Source organism: Ruegeria meonggei, assembly GCF_900172215.1.
Classification (GTDB): Bacteria; Pseudomonadota; Alphaproteobacteria; order Rhodobacterales; family Rhodobacteraceae; genus Ruegeria; species Ruegeria meonggei.
In genome coordinates this window covers 49,035-68,947 of sequence record NZ_FWFP01000014.1, presented here as the reverse complement: position 1 = coordinate 68,947, position 19,913 = coordinate 49,035, and the positions used below count along the sequence as shown (strand labels likewise).

The following is a 19,913-nucleotide window of genomic DNA, read 5'->3' as shown; positions in this document are numbered from 1 at the left end:
AGTCTGAGCCCGAACAGGGTTTGTTAGACTGGGCGTTTACGATGAAAAAGATCGGCATTCTGGGCGGCGTGGGCTGGGCCTCGACCGTGGATTATTATCGGGCGATTGCCGAAGGTGCTGGCAAGTATTTTGCTGAACGCGGGCATGGATCCCCTTTGCCGATCCCACCCATGACCATTGAATCCGTCACCCAGGCCAAAACCCGCGCCTTGCGCGGCGTAGCCGGAGATGAGGCCAGCTGGACCGATTTCGATACTGTGTTTCGCGAGGCGCTGATGACGCTGCAACGCGCAGATTGCGATTTCGCCATAATCGCGTCGAATACCCCTCATGCGCGGCTGCACGCGATCCGACAAGGGGTCACAATGCCCATTCTCAGTATCTTCGACGCAACCGCTGAGGCCACCGCCTCAACCGGTGCCGCCACGGCGCTGGTGTTGGGCACAACCGTCACGATGCAGGCCACCAACTACGCGGATCGGCTGGCGGAAATCGATATCCGGGCGAATGACCGATTGCCTGACACTGAGATCTCCGAAATGCAGGCAATGATCGACAGTGATTTCTATGGAGGGGCTTCGGACACTGCCCGCGCCCGGTTGCTGGCTTTCTGCGCCAAACATGCAGCGCCCGGCACTGCAATCCTGCTGGCCTGCACCGAGCTACCACTGGCCTTCCCCGATCATCTGGATGACCCGGTGTTCGAGGCCGACGGACATCTGTTCATCAACCCCTCCGCCGCGCATGTCGCCGCCGCGTTGAATGAGGCGTTGGAGGGCTGATCAGGGCAGCCACGTCACATCGCACCCGATCCGAGCGAAAAACGCCATCATGTCCGGCCGCTCAATCGCGACTGTCCGATCATTCACCAGCGGGTGCATATAGATCACATCCGCCTGTTGCGCCGCGCTGTCCATGAAGAACCGGACGTTGTTCGGGACGCCGTTGATCATCGCCAGCGGGCTGACCGCGCCGGGGCGGATGCCGAGGTTCTGCAGCAGCCGGTCCGCCGACCCAAAAGACAGGTTTCCCGCCCCCAGATCGGTTGCCAACGCCTTGAGGTCGATCTCGCGGCTTTGTTCCAGCGTCACCAGATAGTTCCGCTTTTTCTTGTCGCGCAGGTACAGGTTCTTCAGCCGCAATGCATTCTCGCCGGGCACCATGAACTGATCTTCGACCGCCTTTGCCTCCTCGACCGTGCGCAGCGGCACATGGCTGTGTAGGCGATAGGCCAGCCCCCAGTCATCCAACTGCGCCAGCAGCGCGTCGGAACTGAGCGGCAACGTGTCCTGAAAAGCGGATGATGCGTCCATGGGGTCCTCCTGTCTGACGCGCTCATCGCGCAACGGGCGCGGGATTTCAAGCGCGAGACATGTCCAGGCTGCACTGCTAGAGTGTGCCCATGAAAATCGCACGCAATACTCCGACCCAGTTGATCCTCACTGATATACCTTGGTTTTACGGAGTTCTGTTTGCCTTCAACACCGTGATTTTCATCGCGTTGGGCCTGATACTGACGCTGGCCGGAGGCAGGTTCATGATCTACGGGCTGGTCTTGATCATCGGCGGTGGCGCTTTCGGGTTTTGGACGTTCCACAAGTTTGTCAGGCGCGTTCTGGTCATTTTCGATCGCGCAACGCAAACCCTCGAAATCCGCGAAAAGTCCATTTTCGGATATGAGGCCATCGAACATCCCCTGACCGAGCTGTCCCACGCAGAAGTTGAAAGCACATTGCCCAAAGGGTCTTTTCTTGCCCCTAATCAGCACCGGCCGGTTCTGGTGTTGGACCAGGGGATGAGCGCCGGACGCCATCCCATCGTGACCCGATATACCAAAGGATCGGACACCGCGCGGCTGGTTGATGTCATCAATGACTGGTTGACCGCAGATAAGGTTGACTCGGACAGTCAATCAGCCTAAATCCCACCGCAACATCCGGAAGCATCTGATCTTCCGGTCCCTTGAGTCGTTCAGGGATCGCCCCCCACCAGCGAGTTTCGCCCGTGGGGGCAATTGCGTATTTAACCGGTGTTTCTTATCTGAGAAGCGCCACATCAAAACCGGCTAAGGAGGCCGCAGGCATGTTTGAAAATCTATCCGAACGCCTCTCTGGCGTCTTTGACCGACTGACCAAACAGGGCGCGCTTTCAGAGGAAGACGTCAAGACCGCCCTGCGCGAAGTGCGCGTGGCCCTGCTTGAGGCTGACGTCTCGCTGCCGGTTGCCCGTGAATTCGTCAAAAAGGTTCAGGATCAGGCCACCGGTCAGGCTGTCACCAAGTCGATCACACCCGGCCAGCAGGTCGTCAAGATCGTGCATGACACGCTGGTCGAGGTGCTGCGCGGCGAGGAAGACCCCGGCGTTCTGAAGATCGACAACCCGCCTGCTCCGATCCTGATGGTCGGCCTGCAGGGGTCAGGTAAGACGACCACAACCGGGAAACTGGCCAAACGTCTGAAAGAAAAAGAAGGCAAAAAGGTCCTGATGGCCTCGCTGGACGTCTATCGCCCGGCGGCGATGGACCAGCTGGCGGTTCTGGGTACGCAGGTTGGTGTCGACACTCTGCCGATCGTACCGGGCCAGAAACCCGTCGATATCGCCAAACGTGCCAAACAGCAGGCCACATTGGGCGGCTATGACGTCTACATGCTGGATACCGCAGGCCGTTTGCACATCGACGAAGTGCTGATGGGTGAAGTCGAGCAGGTCCGCAACGCGGTTGACCCGCGTGAAACCCTGCTGGTGGTCGATGGCCTGACCGGCCAGGTCGCTGTTGAAGTGGCCGAGGAATTCGAGGCCAAGGTCGGTATCTCAGGCGTGGTCCTGACCCGGATGGACGGGGACGGGCGCGGCGGTGCGGCGCTATCGATGCGCGCAGTTACCGGCAAGCCCATCCGCTTTGTGGGCTTGGGCGAAAAAATGGACGCGCTTGAGACCTTTGAGCCGGACCGGATCGCCGGTCGTATTCTGGGCATGGGCGACATCGTGGCCCTGGTCGAAAAGGCCCAGGAAACGATGGAGATGGAACAGACCGAGCGCATGATGAAGCGCATGGTCAAAGGTCAGTTCAACATGAATGACCTGAAGATGCAGCTGGAACAGATGATCCAGATGGGCGGCATGCAGGGCATGATGGGCATGATGCCGGGCATGGGCAAGATGGCCAAGCAGGTCGAAGAGGCCGGCATGGACGACAAGGTGCTCAAGCGCCAGATCGCATTGATCCAGTCGATGACCAAACGCGAACGCGCCAACCCGCAACTGCTGCAGGCCAGCCGCAAGAAAAGGATTGCCGCGGGGTCCGGGATGGAGGTCAGCGACCTCAACAAGCTGCTGAAAATGCACCGGCAGATGTCGGACATGATGAAGAAGATGGGCAAGATGGGCAAAGGCAAGATGCTGAAACAGGCCATGAAGGGCATGCTCGGCAAGGGCGGTCCCTCGCCCGAGGATATGGCCGGCGGTATGGACCCCAAGGCGCTGGAGGCTGCGGCCAAGGCAATGGGTGGTCGCGGTGGCATGCCCGGCATGGGCGGCGGCATGGCCCTGCCCCCGGGGCTCAGCGGATTTGGCAAGAAGAAGTAACGTGACCAGCGCCCCCATCATAACCACAGCTCGGCTGACGCTGACTGCGCCGACGCCCGATGATTTCGGCGCGTATCAGGCGTTTTATGCCGTGTCAGATGTCGCCGTTGGCGGGTATCGTGGCGGGCGCAGCGACGATGAGGTCAGGGCGATCCTGCAAGCCAATATCGAGCACTGGCAAACCAAGGCGTTCGGAATGCGGTTGCTGCGCCGGACCGGTGAGACCGAGGTGATCGGCGGATGCGGATTGGCCCATCCTGATCATTGGCCCCGTCATGAGCTGACCTGGTGGCTGATGCCTGACGCGCGCGGCCAAGGACTTGCGACCGAGGCAAGCCGGGCGATTATTGAATGGGCTTATGACACGCTTGGCTGGTCATCGGTCGAAACCCACATGCGGGACGAAAATCTGCCGGCGCGCCGCCTTGCGGAACGGTTGGGCGGGCGCAAGATCGACCGCGAGACTTTCCCTGATGGGGTTGCGCGCGATGTGTTCGAGCTGCCACGGGCGGGTGCGGCATGACCTCTTACACCATCCCCACAGTTGAAACCGAACGCCTGATCCTGCGAGCTCCGCACCTGGACGATCTGCCCGCGATGACTGCGTTTTTCGAAACCGAGCGCAGCCATTTGGTCGGCGGCCCCAAAACGGCGATGGAATGCTGGCGGTCCCTGATGGGACGGTTCGGTCACTGGGCCACCCTGGGCTATGGCGGCTGGCATATAGTCGAGAAGGCCAGCGGTGCATTCGCTGGCTGGACCGGCATCATCAACGCACCCGGATGGGACGAGCCCGAGTTGGGTTGGACCATTCTGGACGCGTTTGAGGGCAAAGGCATCGCTTTTGAGGCGGCGGATGCTGCGCGCGCCTATTCGGCCCGGAAACTGGGCGTGAATAGCCCGATATCTTATGTCGCGCACAACAACACCCGCTCGCGCGCGTTGGCCGAACGTCTGGGCGCCACATACGAGCGTGACGGTGAGGTGATGGGCACGCCCTGCCAGATCTGGCGGCACCCGCGGATCGACGTAAAGACCCCTGCTTTGACCACCGAAAGGACTGGCCAATGACCAACCCCGTGACGCAGGCTGCGACGTTGTTGAAAAACCATCGCGAAAGCATCGACCGGCTGGACGCGATCCTTGTCTATACGCTGGGTGAGCGGTTCAAGCATACGCAGGCCGTTGGCAAGCTTAAGGCCACACACGACCTTCCCCCGTCCGATCCGTCGCGCGAAGCCGCACAGATTGAACGGCTTGAAGACCTGGCGAAAGAGGCCGATTTGGACCCCGACTTTGCCAAGGCTTTTCTGAATTTCATCATTCAGGAAGTCATCCGACACCACAAGAAACACCAGAAATAGCCGGGCGCATGCCGGCTCAACCAAAAGACACGCCTCTGGCGTGATGCCATTCAAAGGAGATACCACCATGGCTATGAAAATTCGTCTCGCCCGCGGCGGCTCGAAAAAACGTCCCTTCTATCGCATTGTTGCGGCTGACAGCCGTATGCCGCGCGACGGCCGTTTCATCGAAAAGCTGGGTACCTATAACCCTCTGCTGCCGAAAGACAGCGAAGAGCGCGTGAAAATGAATGTTGAGCGCGTTCAGTACTGGCTGGATCAGGGCGCACAGCCCACCGACCGGATCGCACGCATGCTCGAGGCTGCAGGCACCCGTGACAAAGCCGAGCGCAACAACCCCAACAAGGGTGCGCCGGGCAAGAAAGCCCAAGAGCGCGTGGAAGAGAAAGCGGCCAAAGCTGCTGCTGCGGCCGAAGCGGCTGCTGCTCCAGCTGAAGAAGCGGCCGCAGAAGAGTAAGCAGGCGGGCGCGTGCGAGATCAGGCTTTCTCCGACGATTTTCGCACGCAGTTCGATCTGTTGATGCGGCTCCGGCGCGATGTGCGCCGGTTTCGCACCGATCCTGTGGACGAGGCAGTGCTGACGCGCTGCCTCGACGCGTTTCGACTGGCCCCTTCCGTGGGGCTGAGCGAACCCTGGCGCGTGATCCGCGTCGAAAGTGAGGCGGCCCGTGCTGCCGCACTCGAGAATTTTCAGATTGCCAATTCAGAAGCACTGACCGGCTATTCCGGTGAGAAAGCCGCGCTGTATAGCAATCTCAAGCTGACAGGCATGCAGGAAGCCCCAGTGCAACTGGCGGTGTTCTGCGACGATGCCACCGAAAAGGGGCAAGGTCTGGGTGCCGGCACAATGCCCGAGATGCGACGCTATTCGGTGGTTTCGGCCATTACCCTTTTTTGGCTGGCCTTGCGGACCGAAGGGCTGGGGATGGGCTGGGTGTCCATTCTGGACCCCGACCAGATGGCACGCGACCTGGATGTTCCGGACGATTGGCGCCTGATTGGCTATTTCTGCGTCGGCTGGCCAGAAGAGCTGTCAGACACGCCCGAATTGGAGCGTGTCGGCTGGGAAAACCGCGACACAGCTTTGCCCATTGAGGTGCGATAACCCGTGTTTGGATTGATACGACTTCCCATCCTGCTGCTGATCGCCTTTATTGTGGGCGTGTTCTTTGAACGCAGCAACCAGCGCGAGGCCTGCGCCACGCGTGGCGACTGGCAGGACGGGCTATGTGTAACGACGGAAGGGCCAAATGACTGATCTGATTTGCGTAGGCAGCATTGCGGGCTCTTACGGAGTGCGTGGTGAAGTGCGGCTCAAAAGCTTTTGCGCGATCCCAGAGGATATCGAGACCTACTCGCCCCTGACAGACGAGGCCGGCAAAGAACGTTATCCGTTGGTTCTGACCCGTCCGATCAAAAATGGCTTTGCCGCGCGTCTGGGTGGGGTTGAAACCAAAGAGCAGGCCGACGCCATCAACGGGTTGCGCCTGTTTGCGCGGCGCGACCAGTTGCCGTCGCTGCCTGATGACGAGTTTTATCACACTGACCTGATCGGGCTTGAGGTTTATGACACCGGCGGTACGCTGCTGGGCCGGGTCAAATCGGTGCAAAATCACGGCGCAGCAGATTTGCTGGAACTTCATGGTCCGGGCCTGAAAGCAACGGTTTTGCTGCCTTTCACGCAAGAGGCCGTGCCAACCGTCGATCTGGACAAGGGCCGCGTCATCGCCGATCCACCCGAAGGGCTGATCTGATGCGCCGCGTCCTGCTGCATCTGGGCCTGCACAAAACAGGCACCACTGCGGCGCAGTCTTTTCTGTACGAAAACCGCGAGCTAATCTGGCCACATTTTGCATTGGTGCTGCCCTATCGCACCCGCAATTCCGGCCTGTCACGGGCCGCCACCAGCCATTCCGTCTATGGCACAGTAGGGACACTGTCCGAATTCGGCACCCAGATGCACGCTTTTCTGGACACGCTCGATTTTGGCGACAAACGTGGGCTGATCATTAGCGAAGAGAACTTTGCGGGCCTGCGCCCCAGCCGCAACATCGAACAGGGTTATGCGGCCGCACCAGAGCTTGCGGCCTGTATGGTCGACGCAATCCGCCATCGGTTTACCGGGCAGGACGTCGAGATCACCATCTATCTCTCTCTGCGCCAGCGCGGCGGCTGGTTGCGCAGCCTGTGGGCCCACGATTTGGAACGCATACGTCAGGTTCAGGACTTTGAGACGTTCCGGTCAAACATGGATCACCTGCCCGCGCTGGAAGACACGCTGAACCAGATCAGGGACAGGCTGCCCTCGGTCACCGTGACCTCGGAATGGCTGGAAGAGTTACAGCTGCGCCGCTATGGGCCCGGCACTCCGTTTGCCGAGTTTCTCGACCTGCCCCGGGACAAAGCCAAAGGTCTGGTGCCGCCGACCAAGGTCAATAACAGACTGCCCGAAGATGTTCTGACCCTGTTGCTGGACCTCAACCGCTCGCGCTTGGATGAGGCCGCTCTGGTGGAACAAAAAGCCGCGGTTATTGACCGCGCCAAAGACGTACTGATCGGCACGACATGACTGACACACCTGGTAAATCCCATGGTCGCAAGGCGATCCGCCCGACGCTCAAACCGCGCGAATTGATGTCGCCCACGCCCGATCTGCACGGGGTATGGAAAGCAAAGATCATCACCTTGTTTCCGTCCGCCTTCCCCGGCGTTCTGGGCGAAAGCCTGACCGGCAAGGCCCTGCAAGAGGGGCTGTGGCAGATGGAAACCGTCGATCTGCGCCAATTCGGTGTCGGCAAGCATCGCAATGTGGATGACACGCCCGCCGGTGGTGGCGCCGGCATGGTGCTGCGCGCAGATGTGTTGGGCGACGCGATTGAACACACGATGGCAGGCATTCAGGGCAACTGGCCACTGATCTACCTCAGCCCGCGCGGTCGCCGGATGGACCAGCAGATGATGCAGAACCTTGCGCGCTGTGACGGCATGACTCTGCTGTGTGGCCGGTTCGAAGGCGTCGATGAACGGGTGTTGGAACATTACGGAATTCAGGAAGTCTCCTTGGGGGATTTCGTCATGACTGGTGGCGAGATAGCCGCTCAGGCTTTGATCGATGCAACGGTGCGGTTGATCCCCGGCGTGCTGGGCAATCAGGCTTCGGCCGAGGAAGAGAGCTTTTCCTCGGGCCTGTTGGAGCATCCACAATACACCCGCCCGGCGGAATGGAACGGCCGCCCGATTCCCGATGTACTGATGTCAGGCCATCACGGGAAAATCGCAGAATGGCGTCACGAAATGTCTGAGCAGATCACACGCAAACGACGGCCCGATCTGTGGGATAGCTTCCTGAAATCGAATGAGAACCAAAAAGGGTGATCCAAGGGCTGTGGCTTACTTGGCACGGTTTTTAAACTTAACCGTGATCTACTTGTGGTGGATTTTTCAGATCAATATTCAATCTAAATAAACCTCTACCTTGCAATGTAAATTGCACCAATACAGGCAACAATAATGATTAAGAAATTAGCATTCGTGCTGGTGGCTGTGTCCGCTTGCACAACCAAACCTCTTGAAATGTCAGTGCCAACTCAGGCGGGTCACAATCTGCATTCTGCCCGGATCGCTGTGAATGCCTGCTCCGCCGAAGCGGATATTGGCGGCAACAGTGCCGTGATTGGCGGCTACGCAACAGCCATTCTTCTGACGTCTCCATTAATCGGTACCATTATTGGTTATAACACTCAGGGCGCATCCCGCACCCAAGGTGAAATTGATCAGGTCGACCGTTGCCTGACAGAACGCGGGTTCGAGCGCCGAGATCTAACTACCAATGAAACCAGTTGGTTGCGGGGCGCGACAGAACAAGAGCGGGTCCGCAGGCTGGACCATCTTATCGGCGGTGGCGTTATCGAAACCTACGGTCTGGCCGCAGTTCAGTAGGCGTTTGCCTTCCAGCGCGCCCAGATATCGGGCTGACCGTTGAACGTGTTGATATCCACGCGTCCCTGAACACCCGGCACCAGCCCGGTCCCGGTATATTGCCAGAACCGCCATATAGACCCGGGATAGACCTGCCGGGGATGACCGGCCACAGACCGCAGCCAAAACTCGGTCTTGGGTAGGCGTGCGATATCGGTATCGGCGTAGAAGTCCACCGTGGTGTAGACGATGGGTCTGCGACCGTAATGGCGTTCAAGAATATCAAGGAACCGCTGCGCCTCGGCACGAACCGTGCGGCCATCGGGGCGTAAGGTGCAGGTCCTGGAATGCGGCGTCCATTCCATATCCAGCACATGCGGCAAGTCTGCACCTTTTGGGACATTCTCGATGAACCACTGCGCCTGCTCCCGGGCAGGACGGCAGAAATAGTAATAGTGATACGCCCCCCACGGCACCCCTGCAGCCTGAGCTCCGCGCCGGTGGTCGTCAAACATCGGATCGGCCACATCGCCTCCCTCGGTCGCCTTGATGAACACGAAGCTGACACCGGATGCCTTGGCGGTGCGCCAATCAATCGGCCCCTGCCATCGCGACACGTCCAGGCCATGAACCGGATAGTGACCGGGATGCCGTTCCTCCCAGTCATGTGGGTCGGCGTCGCCGAAGGCTGGAAAAATCACTGAAGGCGCAGTGGTATCCAGAAACGCGTTCGCCTCCAGCTTTTGGGGCGGCGGGGTGCTGCGCCCGCAGGACAGGGTTGCAAAGGCCAGAACGGCCAACATCAATGCTGCGCGCATGATCTATTCCTGTTTCAAATTTCTGCTCGTGTTATGCCACCCAGAATGCCTGATCGACGCCACAAGGCAACGATGGATTTTTAGGGCGGCGAAAACCTACCATCCGGCCTGCCAATCAAAGCGATTTAGACTTGATCCCTGCCCGCAATGCCCGTAAAGCAGCGCAATCCGGTGCCGCGCCTGTCGCGACTCCGGTGTTTTGGTTTGCCTCATGGCGCAACACCCGGCTTTCTTCGGCTGCGGCGTGTCAGGGCGGACTAGGCATAAGGAACATTCGATCTGACCTCTGGCGGGCTGTACGCAGGACCCGGTGAAGACCAAGAGCTCTCAGGCCGTGCCCAAACTTCGTGGACCAACCGCGAGCATATAGGAGTACCTGCGATGGACCTGATCGCACAGCTTGAGGCGGAACAGATTGCCGCCCTGGGGAAAGACATCCCCGATTTCAAAGCCGGAGACACCATCCGTGTCGGCTATAAGGTGACCGAAGGGTCGCGCACCCGTGTGCAGAACTACGAAGGCGTCTGCATCGCGCGCAACAACGGCAATGGCATTGCCGGTTCGTTCACCGTTCGCAAGATTTCGTTTGGCGAAGGCGTGGAGCGTGTGTTCCCGCTGTTTTCGACAAACATCGACAGCATCACCGTTGTCCGCCGTGGCCGCGTTCGTCGCGCCAAACTGTACTATCTGCGCACCCGTCGTGGTAAATCCGCACGTATCGCAGAGGTCACCAACTACAAGCCAAAAGCTGGCGCCGAAGCGTAAGGAACGGAAAGATGAAAAAAGACATCCATCCCGATTATCACGTCATCGACGTCAAAATGACCGATGGCACCGTTGTTCAGATGAAATCCACCTGGGGCGCCGAGGGCGACCAGCTGGCTCTGGAAATCGACCCCTCCGTGCACCCTGCATGGACCGGTGGCTCGTCGCGCCTGATGGACGCCGGCGGCCGTGTGTCGAAGTTCAAAAAGAAATACGAAGGTCTGGGCTTCTAAACCCTCCCCTTTTCGAATGCGAAAGGCCGCCCCTTGGGGCGGCCTTTTGCTTTTCAGCACATCGGTTTGAAAGTACGAACGAAACATGGCTGTCAGCAAAGCGTTTGATAACACCGTCACCGAACTCTCTTGGCACAAGCCCTGATCACCACATCGAGCGATAGCCGAGTTGTGCCGAAAAGGTGTTACACTTGGTATCAAAACCGCCCAAACACGACGGAGACCCCGAAGATGCCCAAGTACAATGATATGTTCGAGCTTTCGGTAGAGGATATGGATCTGATCGAAACGGCGTTGCGCGGCTTGGCTGCCTCTCAGTCGCAGGAAAGACCAGAGGAAACCGCTGCCAGCAAAGTGTTTCGCGAAAGCACCCTTCGCAGCGTCCAAGATCTTCTCGGCAAACTGCACGATCAGAAAGTTTTTTTTCGCCCCAAAGATGGCGTGTACCTTGGAGGGTAAGTTCGCTTGAACTGCAGCAGGCGTCGCCATTTGGCTTGCACATTTAACGGGGTACGCGCGTCAATTCCGCTGCGCTGTGTACTGCAGGCACCGGTCCGCGCAGCAGCAACAGCGCCAGGGCCATTCCGGTCAGCGCAGCGATTGCAGCGATCACCATGGCACTGTCAAAAGCGTTGTCCTGCACATCCCGCAGCGCCTTGGCCAGCGCTGTACTGGTGTCAGGGTCCAAGCCGGACAGCAATTGCTGGATCTGGCCGGGCGTTCCATGGGCCAGCGCATGGGCCAGGTCCGCGCCCTGGGTTGAATCGGTGGGCAGTGCGTCGATCACCTTAGACAGGCCCCGGCGGGTTGTGATGGCCTCGGCCAAACCACCAACCACGGCTCCAAGGGTTGCACCGAAGTAAAGGCACGCGTTGATGACCCCAGACCCCTGTCCCACGTGCTCTTCCGGTAGCAGGCGTAGGCCCAGACGGGGCAGCAACGAGAAACAGATACCCAGCCCGATCCCAACGATCATCAGCTTCCACCAAATCTCGGCATATTGCGTGGTGTTAGTGGTCGTCGTCAGCAATAGAAACCCAACGGCCATCGCACCCAGCCCCAATGCAATCGGCCACTGAAAGCTGAAGGGGGCAAGAAACCGGGGGGCGGTGACCGAAATCACAAACATACTGAGGCTAAGGGGCATGATCGCCAGCCCGGCCCCGACCGAGCTGTATCCGAAGGCATCAGGCGATTGGACGAAGGTGTTGAAGTACACAAAAAAGCAGAACAGTGTAAAGCCCGTGACGAACATCCCCGTAGCTGCCATGAGGTAGCGCGGATGGCGAAAGTAACGAAGTTCAATCAGCGGGTCATCGCTGCGGCGCGAGACAATCACCAAAGCAACGGTTGCAACCGCCGCCAGCCCGAGCGGCATCAGCGTCAGCAGCGTGACCCATCCATTGCTTTCGCCATTGCTGAGCGCAAAGGACAGCGGCCCCAAAAACAGCAGGATGGCAATCGCGCCCGGATAATCGAACCGCGCATCGGCAAGGCGGGTATCGGGGATGTACTTCTTCTTGTTGACATGCAGGCCGATTGCAAACGCGATTGCCAGCAGCGCAAGGTCAGTCGCAAAGACGCCGCGCCAGCTCAGGTAATGGGCGAAAGCACCGCCCAGAATCGGCCCGACACCGATAGCAAGGCCAACAATTGCACCCCATGCGCCGGTAACGCTGGCGCGTTGATCCTCGGGCGTGGCGGCGGTCAGCAAGGATAAGGAGGTGCCAAATAGTGCCGCCGCCCCCGCACCCTGCGCACCACGTCCGATCAGCAGCATCGTAGAATCCTGCGCAAACAGGACCGAGGCCGACCCGATGGCAAACACGATCATGCCAAAGAAAAACACGCCCATCTTGCCGGTGATATCGCCCAGACGGCTGACAATTGTGACAAGGGTGGCGCTGGCCACTGTATAGATCGCCATCACCCATTGCAGGCCCGAAGGGGTCAGATCGAAGTCAGCTTTCAGATTAGGCAGGATGGTAGCGACAGCGGTGGTGTTAAAGCCGACGACCATCATGCAAATCGCGGTCATCGTCAGAACAACGCGGGCCCGCGCCTCGGGGGTGGGTTCCGATGAGGTCTTATCGCTCATGAACGTGTCCTGAAATCGTTGTTCTTTAATGCAATTTATCAGCAGTCTAACGATTTTTAGCGCACCGCATAGGGCGCGGATCAAATCCAGTAGGACAAGGTCACGGGCAACACGGCTATTGTGGTCAGCGTCGAAACCAGGATGAACCCAGCAACATCGGGCCCGTATTCCGGCATATGCTGATCAATGAACAGGTATGTCGCCACTGAAGACGGCATCAGGCAGCACAGGATCACCGCGCCACGCTCGGCCCCGGTGAATCCAAACGCCCATACGAGCGTTGACGCAATTACAACAGCCATCACCAGATGCAGGCCTGTCAACGCGACGGCCCGACCCAGGCTCTTGACCCGAAGGCTCGCCAACGTATGGCCCAGCGTCAGCAGCATCAGCGGGATCGAAAGACCGCCAAGGATATCGAAGGATTTTGCCACCGGTTGTGGTAGGCTATATCCGGTGGCCATCAGGATCAGCGAAAGCGCCACCGCATAGATGATAGGCGAGGTCGCCAGTTTTTTGGGCGAGAACTCTCCGGCAGGGATCCACATGCCCACAGTAAAAATGCTGATCAGCACTACGACGACAAACCCCATTGTATAGGCCATCCCCGCATCGCCCAGCGCCAACAGAGTGATCGGAAGGCCGATATTGCCGACATTGCCGTGCATCAAGGGTGTCAGAAACGCACGCACCGGCAGACGCATGGCTTTGAGCGCCACGAAACCAAGCACCCCGAACCCCGCAATCGCAAGGACGGCGGCGGCCATCACGTCCAGAAACGTACCCACGGCGATCTGAGTGGTGGACAGGTGCGAAATGATCAAGGTCGGATAGCCCACCCGCGACACGATCCCCCCAATCACCGCGTTGTCAAAAGGCGCCTTGATCAGAGCCAGACAATAGCCGATTCCAGCACAAATTAGCACCGGCAACACCACATTCAGAACGTTTAGAAACAGATGATCCAACGGCGGCCTCTAATGCAAATCCCTGATCTGGACAGTGAATCAGGGCTCTGAGTTTGACAAGCACGCAGGATAACCCACACAGGTGGCTTGGTTTTCCAATTTTGCACCTGATATCGCAACGCAACAATGCTTGGGGTTCTTCCCTTCCAGCCTTCCACAACATATAGTGACCTACAACAACGTGTGGGTAAGCACGGCGGGACACGGGAATACAGGCATGGCACATATCATCGTAGTGGGGAATGAGAAGGGCGGCGCAGGCAAATCGACCGTGTCGATGCATGTGGCGACCGCGCTGGCGCGATTGGGGCACAAGGTCAGCACGCTTGATCTGGACTTGCGGCAGCGCAGCCTGGGGCGCTATTTCGAAAACCGCATCAACTTTCTGAATAACGCAGATCTGAGCCTGCCCAGCCCCCGCCACCATGATCTACCCGAGATCGACGCGAGCAAACTGAAGCCCGGCGAAAACATCTATGATCACCGCCTGTCGGCTGCTGTGGCCGAGCTGGAAAGTGACAGCGACTTTATCCTGATCGACTGCCCCGGATCGCATACCCGTCTCAGCCAGGTGGCGCATTCACTGGCCGATACGCTGGTCACGCCGCTGAACGACAGTTTCATCGACTTTGACCTGCTGGCACGGATCGACTCGAAAGGTGAAAAAATCCTCGGGCCGTCCGTTTACTCCGAGATGGTGTGGAACGCGCGACAATTGCGGGCACAGGCGGGGTTGAAACCGATCGACTGGGTCGTTGTACGCAACCGTGTGGGCACGCAGCGCATGGTCAACAAGGAAAAAATGCAGCGCGCGATCGAGATGCTGTCGCAGCGCATCGGATTTCGGGTCGCTGCGGGCTTTTCCGAACGCGTCGTGTTTCGTGAGCTGTTCCCCCGGGGGCTGACCCTGCTAGACCTCAAGGATATCGGCGTCAAACAGCTGAACATTTCAAACATTGCCGCGCGGCAGGAACTGCGCGACATGATGAAAGAGCTGAACCTGCCGGGCGTCGAGATCGATTTCTAAGAGGCCTCGGACATCGACTACGCGGACCTATTAAACATCAGTTTTGAAACCTGTTTTCAAGAACCCGGCGTCTGCCGTTCTCTTTCCATGAAAAGAGTTTCCTGATCCCCGTATCGACCCAGCACCTTTTTTTTGTATCCGACCTTCTTGGCAACGTTGATTGACGCGACGTGTGAGGGATCAAACATTGAAGACGTGTGAGTTTGTTTGAGATTTGCATCAGCCCAAACCAACATTGCAGCAACCGCTTCGGTCGCAACACCTTTTCCCTGTGAACGAACATTCAATGCCCATCCAGCCTCGGGCTTGCCTTTCAAAGAAGGCTCGGTATCGCGGTGATAGTCGGCAAAACCGACTTCGCCCAAGAACGAACCATCCTCTTTAGAGATTACGGCCCAATAGCCAAACCCAAGATGGTGCCAATGCCCAGTGTATCGAAGCAACCGTGACCACGACTGCTCATAACTTGAAGGTACTCCAGAGATGTGGGCGACCACCTTAGGATCAGCCCACATCGACGCGCTTTCGGGAAAGTCGCTTGTTTGGTGGCCACGGAGAAGCAATCGCTCTGTTTCGAGAACTGGAACCAATCCAAATTCATTCATTTTTTGTAAGCCCTGTCATAGCGATTTGGTCGCAAGCCATCGCAACAAACCCATTGGGTTCAGCCAGCAAGTGAAACCTATCGCTACGATCCCTTCGCATTGTACACGGTAAACAGCTCCTTCGGCTCGGCTACTCCGCGCAGCATGTAGCGCCCGACGGAAATCAGGTCCTGACCGCAGGGTTGTGCCGCGCGTGCGACGTCATCCGAGATCAATATCCTCTGCCCCAAAGACCGATGCATCCCGGCTATCCGGGCAGTCTGATTCACAGCCGGGCCGATGACCGTGAAGTCCAGCCGGGTTTCTGATCCGATATTGCCATACAGAATCTCACCCGCATGGAGCGCCAGAGTGAAATTGGCGACGGGCAGGCCAGCGGCCACACGACTGGCGTTCAGCTTTGCGATCCGTTCCTGCACCACCGGCACTGCCTTCAGCGCGGCGCGGGCGTCTTCGTCAATCTCGCCGACATCGAACATAGCCATCAGCCCGTCGCCCATGAACTTGAGGATATTGCCGCGGTTGTCATGCACGACGCCCACAGCCACCGCCAAATAGTCGTTCAGCATGTCAATGATTTCGGCACCCGGCAGTTCTTCGGACAGGCTGGTGAAGCCTTCAAGATCAAAGTTCCAGATCACCGCATCAATCTGCTGCAACGACCCGCGCCGGATCTCGCCTGACAACACACGCCGTCCCGCGTCTCGTCCCAGGTAAACTCGCATCAGGTCTTTGGATACCCGCGCGTTGGAAGCTGATTTCAACGCCAACCCCAGATGCGGCAAAGCGGTATTGATCAACGACAAATCGCCGTCACGAAACCCTTCGGGCGCGTCAGACGTCCAAGACATCAGCACACCGTCCACAGCCTTTTTGGCATCTTTTGGCCCATTATGGGTCGGAACATCAAAGGTCACACCGGTCGCATAGTAATCGGTGGCGCCAATTTCACGCAGGTCGTTCAGCAAGGGAAAGCGACTGGCTTCATTTTGATCGACAAGGCGTTCGTGAATCACCTCGACCTCATCATTCAGGATGGCAAAAAGCGGGCTTTGCTTCCACATTTCGCTGGGTTCTTCTGAATACTCAAAAGTCTCAAAATCCCCACCCTGGCCTTGATACCAGCTAAAGCCGGTGCCGCCATATACCGGGTGCAGCGCCGATTGCGCGGCGTGAAAGCGCATCAGTGGAACGCCCAGCTCCACCAGTTTTTCACAATACCCGTCCAGCAGCTCGTTCTTGTCGGCGCCTTCCAGACCGCGCGTGACCAGCCAATTGATCAGGTCACTGGATTTTGTTGTCTCACTGTCCAAGGCGATCATGTGTTAATCCTGTTATCATTATGCCCCCGATCTGGTGACGCTGGTTCGTGATTACCAGTGCTTAGCCAATATGTCCCAGACGGCGCAGCATTTTGCGCAACAGGTCGGTTTCCTCGGCACTAAACAGCCCGGCCAGCTTCGCATCGTATTGCGCGGCAATACTACATAAATCGCGGTAGGCGGCTTGCCCGGCAGGCGTCAGGGTCAATTCCTCGACCCTGCGATCTGCCTCGCTGCGCGAGCGCTTTAGATAGCGGCGTGTTTCCAGTCGATGCACGGCGCGACTGATCTTGGTCTTGTGTATCCGGGCTCTGGTGCCGATCTCTTTTGCTGTCAATTTGCCGTAATTGCCCAAATGGAACAGCACCCGCCATTCCGTGCGCAGCATGCCATAACGGTTCTTGTAAACCTGCTGAAACTCTAAAGAGCTTTCCTCGGCCGCGCGATTCAGCAGGTAGGGCAGGAAATCCTGCAGATCAAAGTCATCATTTTTTGCGGTATCGTGCTGTGACATGCTTGTTAGTTACAAAATCAACTATTATCCGACAAGCAGCAAATGGAGGAACACAGGATGAACCATCCGACTGATCCGCACACACTGACCCAGGCCAGCACCCCAGTTGGCACCCATGCCGGCTATATGCCCGGGTTTGGAAATGACTTTGAATCCGAGGCCCTGCCCGGCGCGTTGCCACAGGGGATGAACAGCCCTCAGAAATGCAATTACGGCCTGTACGGCGAACAGCTTAGCGGGACCGCCTTTACCGCAAACCCTCCGGAACGGACATGGTGCTATCGCATCCGGCCGTCGGTCAAGCATTCGCACCGTTATGAAAAGATCGACCTGCCCAATTGGAAATCCGCACCATGCGTTGATCCTGATGTAATTAGCCTGGGTCAATACCGCTGGGATGCAGTGCCGCATACCGACGAGGGACTGACCTGGTTGACCGGCATGCGCACGATGACCACCGCGGGTGACGTGAACACGCAGGTCGGTATGGCCAGCCATATCTATCTGGTCACCGAATCCATGGTGGATGAGTATTTCTTTTCGGCCGATTCCGAATTGCTGGTGGTACCACAAGAAGGCCGCCTGCGTTTTGCAACCGAGCTGGGTGTCATCGATCTGGAGCCCAAGGAGATCGCCATCCTTCCGCGCGGTTTGGTGTACCGAGTTGAGGTACTGGAAGGTCCCGCACGCGGGTTTGTCTGCGAGAATTATGGCCAGAAATTCGAATTGCCGGGACGAGGGCCCATTGGTGCCAACTGCATGGCCAACCCACGGGATTTCAAGGCGCCTGTAGCCGCTTTCGAGGATCGCGAAGTGCCCTCAACCGTAACCGTGAAATGGTGCGGGCAGTTCCACAGCACCAAGATTGGCCAAAGCCCACTGGACGTGGTGGCCTGGCATGGCAATTACGCGCCCTACAAATATGACTTGCGCACTTATTGCCCGGTCGGTGCCATTCTGTTTGACCACCCGGATCCGTCGATCTTTACCGTCCTGACTGCGCCCTCAGGCCAACCCGGCACGGCCAATATCGACTTTGTCCTGTTCCGCGAGCGCTGGATGGTGGCCGAGGACACGTTCCGCCCGCCCTGGTATCACAAGAACATCATGTCTGAACTGATGGGCAACATTTACGGCCAGTATGATGCCAAGCCGCAGGGCTTTGTTCCCGGTGGCATGAGCCTGCATAACATGATGCTGCCGCATGGGCCTGACAAGGAGGCCTTTGAGAAAGCGTCAAATTCCAACCTCGGGCCGGACAAGTTGGACAATACAATGTCCTTCATGATCGAAACCCGCTTCCCACAACATTTGACCGGGTTTGCCGCCGACAAGGCGCCGCTTCAGGATGATTACATTGACTGCTGGACGTCACTTGAGAAAAAGTTTGACGGCACACCGGGCAAGAAATGACACCTAGTAAAGGTTTGGAGACACAATGCCATTGAAGAAATCCTGGGTGGTCTCGGCCAATGATGCCGATCACCCGTTCCCTCTGAACAACCTGCCCTATGGCGTGTTTTCAACCGAAGGTTCTGACCCGCGCTGTGGTGTAGCGATCGGTGACATGATCCTGGACGTCACCTCAGCTGAGGTTGAAGGTCTGATTACGCTGTCAGACGAGCCCCTGTTCGACCTGCCCTTCTGGAACCCGCTGATGGAGGAAGGCCCAGCCGTCTGGGCCGCCTTGCGCAACCGGTTGACCGACCTGCTGGCTGAAAGCAGCGAGGCACGTGGTGACATTGAACCTATGCTGGTCGCTCAAGACGACGCGGAAATGCACATGCCGTTTGCCGTCAGCGAATACACCGATTTCTACGCCGGTCGGAACCATGCCCAGAACGTGGGCACCATGTTTCGCGGCGCGGAAAACGCGCTGCCGCCTAACTGGCTGCACATTCCGATCGGGTATAATGGCCGGGCATCTTCGGTCGTGGTCTCGGGCACGAATATCCGCCGCCCCTGGGGGCAGTTGAAGGCCCCGGATCAGGATCATCCTGCGTTCCTGCCCAGTCGCCGCTTTGATATCGAGCTTGAGATGGGCGCAATTGTCGGCACCCCGTCGGACGGGCCAGTCACGGTACAAGAGGCCGACGACAACATCTTTGGCTATGTGCTGCTGAACGACTGGTCGGCCCGTGACATTCAGGCCTGGGAATACCAGCCGCTTGGCCCGTTTCAGGCCAAAGCGACGGCGACCTCAATCAGCCCGTGGATCGTCACTAAGGCGGCGCTTGAGCCGTTTCGCTGTGACACGCCCGCGCGCGAATTCGAGCTGTTGGACCATCTGAAAGACTGCGGCCCGATGCTGTATGACATCAACCTGTCCGTGACGATGGCACCTGAGGGAAAAGACGCCACCACCATCGCGCGCACCAACTACAACCAGATGTATTACTCTGCCGCCCAGCAACTGGCGCATCATTCCACATCGGGTTGTCCGATGAACACAGGCGACCTGCTGGGATCAGGCACGATTTCAGGCCCGACCAAACCCGAACGGGGCTCACTGCTGGAACTCAGCTGGGGCGGCAAAGAGCCCCTGACGCTGGACAGCGGTGAAACACGCAGTTTCATCGAAGACGGCGACGTCCTGACCCTGACGGGCGCAGCCAAAGGCAAGGGCTACACAATCGGGTTCGGCGATTGTGTTGGCTCCGTGTTGCCTGCTCTTGAAAACCCATACGCACGATAAG

At 58.2% G+C, this 19,913-nt stretch carries 26 protein-coding genes; 19 read left to right on the top strand and 7 right to left on the bottom strand.

The genetic code is table 11. The features are described 5' to 3' along the window. Positions 1-41: 41 nt before the first annotated feature. Entirely contained in the window at positions 42-782 is a 741-nt protein-coding gene (locus tag RUM8411_RS19595) for an aspartate/glutamate racemase family protein (RefSeq protein WP_085824415.1), read from the top strand. On the opposite strand, the gene RUM8411_RS19590 is transcribed toward RUM8411_RS19595, so the two are convergent. Further along, positions 783-1,313 carry a prolyl-tRNA synthetase associated domain-containing protein gene (locus tag RUM8411_RS19590; protein WP_085824414.1) on the bottom strand — a complete coding sequence of 177 codons (531 nt, stop codon included), beginning with the start codon at positions 1,311-1,313 and terminating at the stop codon, positions 783-785. 89 nt (positions 1,314-1,402) lie between these two features. On the opposite strand from RUM8411_RS19590, the gene RUM8411_RS19585 reads away from it, so the two are divergent. The 12 genes from RUM8411_RS19585 (at position 1,403) to RUM8411_RS19535 (ending at position 8,888) form a co-directional block, all read left to right on the top strand. Next, positions 1,403-1,921 (top strand): DUF3784 domain-containing protein, encoded by a 519-nt coding sequence (locus RUM8411_RS19585; protein WP_085824413.1) that lies wholly within the window; start codon positions 1,403-1,405, stop codon positions 1,919-1,921. 161 nt (positions 1,922-2,082) lie between these two features. Next, the gene (gene ffh / locus RUM8411_RS19580; protein WP_085824412.1) at positions 2,083-3,585 is read left to right on the top strand and encodes a signal recognition particle protein; all 1,503 of its coding nucleotides are present in this window, start codon (positions 2,083-2,085) and stop codon (positions 3,583-3,585) included. 1 nt (position 3,586) lies between these two features. Next, the gene (locus RUM8411_RS19575; RefSeq protein WP_159453929.1) at positions 3,587-4,108 is read left to right on the top strand and encodes a GNAT family N-acetyltransferase; all 522 of its coding nucleotides are present in this window, start codon (positions 3,587-3,589) and stop codon (positions 4,106-4,108) included. Then, positions 4,105-4,656: a GNAT family N-acetyltransferase gene (locus RUM8411_RS19570; protein ID WP_085824410.1), complete on the top strand. Its 552-nt coding sequence runs from the start codon at positions 4,105-4,107 to the stop codon at positions 4,654-4,656. The genes RUM8411_RS19575 and RUM8411_RS19570 overlap by 4 nt, the downstream gene beginning before the upstream one ends. Further along, positions 4,653-4,949 (top strand): chorismate mutase, encoded by a 297-nt coding sequence (locus tag RUM8411_RS19565; protein ID WP_085824409.1) that lies wholly within the window; start codon positions 4,653-4,655, stop codon positions 4,947-4,949. The genes RUM8411_RS19570 and RUM8411_RS19565 overlap by 4 nt, the downstream gene beginning before the upstream one ends. 67 nt (positions 4,950-5,016) lie before the next feature. Further along, positions 5,017-5,406 carry a 30S ribosomal protein S16 gene (gene rpsP, locus RUM8411_RS19560; protein WP_085824408.1) on the top strand — a complete coding sequence of 130 codons (390 nt, stop codon included), beginning with the start codon at positions 5,017-5,019 and terminating at the stop codon, positions 5,404-5,406. Between the two features lie 12 nt (positions 5,407-5,418). After that, the gene (gene bluB, locus RUM8411_RS19555; protein WP_085824407.1) at positions 5,419-6,054 is read left to right on the top strand and encodes a 5,6-dimethylbenzimidazole synthase; all 636 of its coding nucleotides are present in this window, start codon (positions 5,419-5,421) and stop codon (positions 6,052-6,054) included. A 3-nt stretch (positions 6,055-6,057) separates the two neighbouring features. After that, the gene (locus RUM8411_RS22890; protein ID WP_200818612.1) at positions 6,058-6,207 is read left to right on the top strand and encodes a hypothetical protein; all 150 of its coding nucleotides are present in this window, start codon (positions 6,058-6,060) and stop codon (positions 6,205-6,207) included. After that, positions 6,200-6,703 (top strand): ribosome maturation factor RimM, encoded by a 504-nt coding sequence (rimM, locus tag RUM8411_RS19550; protein ID WP_085824406.1) that lies wholly within the window; start codon positions 6,200-6,202, stop codon positions 6,701-6,703. Before RUM8411_RS22890 ends, rimM begins: the two co-directional genes overlap by 8 nt. Beyond that, positions 6,703-7,518 (top strand): hypothetical protein, encoded by an 816-nt coding sequence (locus tag RUM8411_RS19545; protein ID WP_085824405.1) that lies wholly within the window; start codon positions 6,703-6,705, stop codon positions 7,516-7,518. The genes rimM and RUM8411_RS19545 overlap by 1 nt, the downstream gene beginning before the upstream one ends. Next, positions 7,515-8,324 (top strand): tRNA (guanosine(37)-N1)-methyltransferase TrmD, encoded by an 810-nt coding sequence (gene trmD / locus RUM8411_RS19540; RefSeq protein ID WP_085824404.1) that lies wholly within the window; start codon positions 7,515-7,517, stop codon positions 8,322-8,324. The genes RUM8411_RS19545 and trmD overlap by 4 nt, the downstream gene beginning before the upstream one ends. A gap of 135 nt (positions 8,325-8,459) precedes the next feature. Further along, on the top strand, positions 8,460-8,888 hold the full coding sequence (locus RUM8411_RS19535) for a hypothetical protein (RefSeq protein WP_085824403.1): 429 nt from the start codon (positions 8,460-8,462) through the stop codon (positions 8,886-8,888). Here the strand turns inward: RUM8411_RS19535 and RUM8411_RS19530 are convergent. After that, positions 8,882-9,685, bottom strand: coding sequence for a glycoside hydrolase family 25 protein (locus RUM8411_RS19530; RefSeq protein WP_085824402.1), 804 nt, complete (start codon positions 9,683-9,685; stop codon positions 8,882-8,884). The genes RUM8411_RS19535 and RUM8411_RS19530 overlap by 7 nt on opposite strands. 381 nt (positions 9,686-10,066) lie before the next feature. Between RUM8411_RS19530 and rplS the strand changes: the two genes are divergently transcribed. The 3 genes from rplS (at position 10,067) to RUM8411_RS19515 (ending at position 11,142) form a co-directional block, all read left to right on the top strand. After that, positions 10,067-10,450, top strand: a complete 384-nt coding sequence (gene rplS, locus RUM8411_RS19525) for a 50S ribosomal protein L19 (protein ID WP_085824401.1) — start codon at positions 10,067-10,069, stop codon at positions 10,448-10,450. A gap of 11 nt (positions 10,451-10,461) precedes the next feature. Continuing rightward, positions 10,462-10,683 (top strand): 50S ribosomal protein L31, encoded by a 222-nt coding sequence (gene rpmE / locus RUM8411_RS19520; RefSeq protein WP_050605278.1) that lies wholly within the window; start codon positions 10,462-10,464, stop codon positions 10,681-10,683. 273 nt (positions 10,684-10,956) lie between these two features. Then, on the top strand, positions 10,957-11,142 hold the full coding sequence (locus RUM8411_RS19515) for a hypothetical protein (protein WP_234995298.1): 186 nt from the start codon (positions 10,957-10,959) through the stop codon (positions 11,140-11,142). A gap of 43 nt (positions 11,143-11,185) precedes the next feature. Here the strand turns inward: RUM8411_RS19515 and RUM8411_RS19510 are convergent, their stop codons facing one another. Together RUM8411_RS19510 and RUM8411_RS19505 are read right to left on the bottom strand one after the other, a co-directional pair. Then, the gene (locus RUM8411_RS19510; RefSeq protein ID WP_085824399.1) at positions 11,186-12,781 is read right to left on the bottom strand and encodes an MFS transporter; all 1,596 of its coding nucleotides are present in this window, start codon (positions 12,779-12,781) and stop codon (positions 11,186-11,188) included. Positions 12,782-12,861: 80 nt separating this feature from the next. Further along, entirely contained in the window at positions 12,862-13,749 is an 888-nt protein-coding gene (locus RUM8411_RS19505) for an AEC family transporter (RefSeq protein WP_085824398.1), read from the bottom strand. A gap of 217 nt (positions 13,750-13,966) precedes the next feature. Here RUM8411_RS19505 and RUM8411_RS19500 point away from each other — a divergent pair, with 217 nt between their 5' ends. Then, entirely contained in the window at positions 13,967-14,776 is an 810-nt protein-coding gene (locus tag RUM8411_RS19500) for a division plane positioning ATPase MipZ (RefSeq protein ID WP_085824397.1), read from the top strand. Positions 14,777-14,832: 56 nt separating this feature from the next. Here the strand turns inward: RUM8411_RS19500 and RUM8411_RS19495 are convergent, their stop codons facing one another. The 3 genes from RUM8411_RS19495 to RUM8411_RS19485 form a co-directional block, all read right to left on the bottom strand. After that, positions 14,833-15,381 carry a GNAT family N-acetyltransferase gene (locus RUM8411_RS19495; protein ID WP_085824396.1) on the bottom strand — a complete coding sequence of 183 codons (549 nt, stop codon included), beginning with the start codon at positions 15,379-15,381 and terminating at the stop codon, positions 14,833-14,835. A gap of 83 nt (positions 15,382-15,464) precedes the next feature. Next, positions 15,465-16,703: an adenylate/guanylate cyclase domain-containing protein gene (locus tag RUM8411_RS19490; protein ID WP_085824395.1), complete on the bottom strand. Its 1,239-nt coding sequence runs from the start codon at positions 16,701-16,703 to the stop codon at positions 15,465-15,467. Positions 16,704-16,764: 61 nt separating this feature from the next. After that, positions 16,765-17,217, bottom strand: a complete 453-nt coding sequence (locus RUM8411_RS19485) for a MarR family winged helix-turn-helix transcriptional regulator (protein ID WP_085824394.1) — start codon at positions 17,215-17,217, stop codon at positions 16,765-16,767. 57 nt (positions 17,218-17,274) lie between these two features. Here RUM8411_RS19485 and hmgA point away from each other — a divergent pair, with 57 nt between their 5' ends. After that, on the top strand, positions 17,275-18,630 hold the full coding sequence (gene hmgA / locus RUM8411_RS19480; protein ID WP_085824393.1) for a homogentisate 1,2-dioxygenase: 1,356 nt from the start codon (positions 17,275-17,277) through the stop codon (positions 18,628-18,630). Positions 18,631-18,655: 25 nt separating this feature from the next. Further along, on the top strand, positions 18,656-19,912 hold the full coding sequence (gene fahA, locus RUM8411_RS19475; RefSeq protein WP_085824392.1) for a fumarylacetoacetase: 1,257 nt from the start codon (positions 18,656-18,658) through the stop codon (positions 19,910-19,912). Position 19,913: the final 1 nt, after the last annotated feature.

Coding starts and splice junctions, on each gene's coding strand:
- rpmE (WP_050605278.1), top strand. CDS start 10,462: ATGAAAAAAGACATCCATCCCGATTATCACGTCATCGACGTCAAAATG.
- RUM8411_RS19515 (WP_234995298.1), top strand. CDS start 10,957: ATGGATCTGATCGAAACGGCGTTGCGCGGCTTGGCTGCCTCTCAGTCG.
- fahA (WP_085824392.1), top strand. CDS start 18,656: ATGCCATTGAAGAAATCCTGGGTGGTCTCGGCCAATGATGCCGATCAC.
- ffh (WP_085824412.1), top strand. CDS start 2,083: ATGTTTGAAAATCTATCCGAACGCCTCTCTGGCGTCTTTGACCGACTG.
- RUM8411_RS19530 (WP_085824402.1), bottom strand. CDS start 9,685: ATGCGCGCAGCATTGATGTTGGCCGTTCTGGCCTTTGCAACCCTGTCC.
- RUM8411_RS19545 (WP_085824405.1), top strand. CDS start 6,703: ATGCGCCGCGTCCTGCTGCATCTGGGCCTGCACAAAACAGGCACCACT.
- RUM8411_RS19565 (WP_085824409.1), top strand. CDS start 4,653: ATGACCAACCCCGTGACGCAGGCTGCGACGTTGTTGAAAAACCATCGC.
- rplS (WP_085824401.1), top strand. CDS start 10,067: ATGGACCTGATCGCACAGCTTGAGGCGGAACAGATTGCCGCCCTGGGG.
- hmgA (WP_085824393.1), top strand. CDS start 17,275: ATGAACCATCCGACTGATCCGCACACACTGACCCAGGCCAGCACCCCA.
- RUM8411_RS19510 (WP_085824399.1), bottom strand. CDS start 12,781: ATGAGCGATAAGACCTCATCGGAACCCACCCCCGAGGCGCGGGCCCGC.
- RUM8411_RS19490 (WP_085824395.1), bottom strand. CDS start 16,703: ATGATCGCCTTGGACAGTGAGACAACAAAATCCAGTGACCTGATCAAT.
- RUM8411_RS19495 (WP_085824396.1), bottom strand. CDS start 15,381: ATGAATGAATTTGGATTGGTTCCAGTTCTCGAAACAGAGCGATTGCTT.
- RUM8411_RS19585 (WP_085824413.1), top strand. CDS start 1,403: ATGAAAATCGCACGCAATACTCCGACCCAGTTGATCCTCACTGATATA.
- RUM8411_RS19500 (WP_085824397.1), top strand. CDS start 13,967: ATGGCACATATCATCGTAGTGGGGAATGAGAAGGGCGGCGCAGGCAAA.
- trmD (WP_085824404.1), top strand. CDS start 7,515: ATGACTGACACACCTGGTAAATCCCATGGTCGCAAGGCGATCCGCCCG.
- RUM8411_RS19595 (WP_085824415.1), top strand. CDS start 42: ATGAAAAAGATCGGCATTCTGGGCGGCGTGGGCTGGGCCTCGACCGTG.
- RUM8411_RS19590 (WP_085824414.1), bottom strand. CDS start 1,313: ATGGACGCATCATCCGCTTTTCAGGACACGTTGCCGCTCAGTTCCGAC.
- RUM8411_RS19570 (WP_085824410.1), top strand. CDS start 4,105: ATGACCTCTTACACCATCCCCACAGTTGAAACCGAACGCCTGATCCTG.
- RUM8411_RS19485 (WP_085824394.1), bottom strand. CDS start 17,217: ATGTCACAGCACGATACCGCAAAAAATGATGACTTTGATCTGCAGGAT.
- rimM (WP_085824406.1), top strand. CDS start 6,200: ATGACTGATCTGATTTGCGTAGGCAGCATTGCGGGCTCTTACGGAGTG.
- RUM8411_RS19535 (WP_085824403.1), top strand. CDS start 8,460: ATGATTAAGAAATTAGCATTCGTGCTGGTGGCTGTGTCCGCTTGCACA.
- rpsP (WP_085824408.1), top strand. CDS start 5,017: ATGGCTATGAAAATTCGTCTCGCCCGCGGCGGCTCGAAAAAACGTCCC.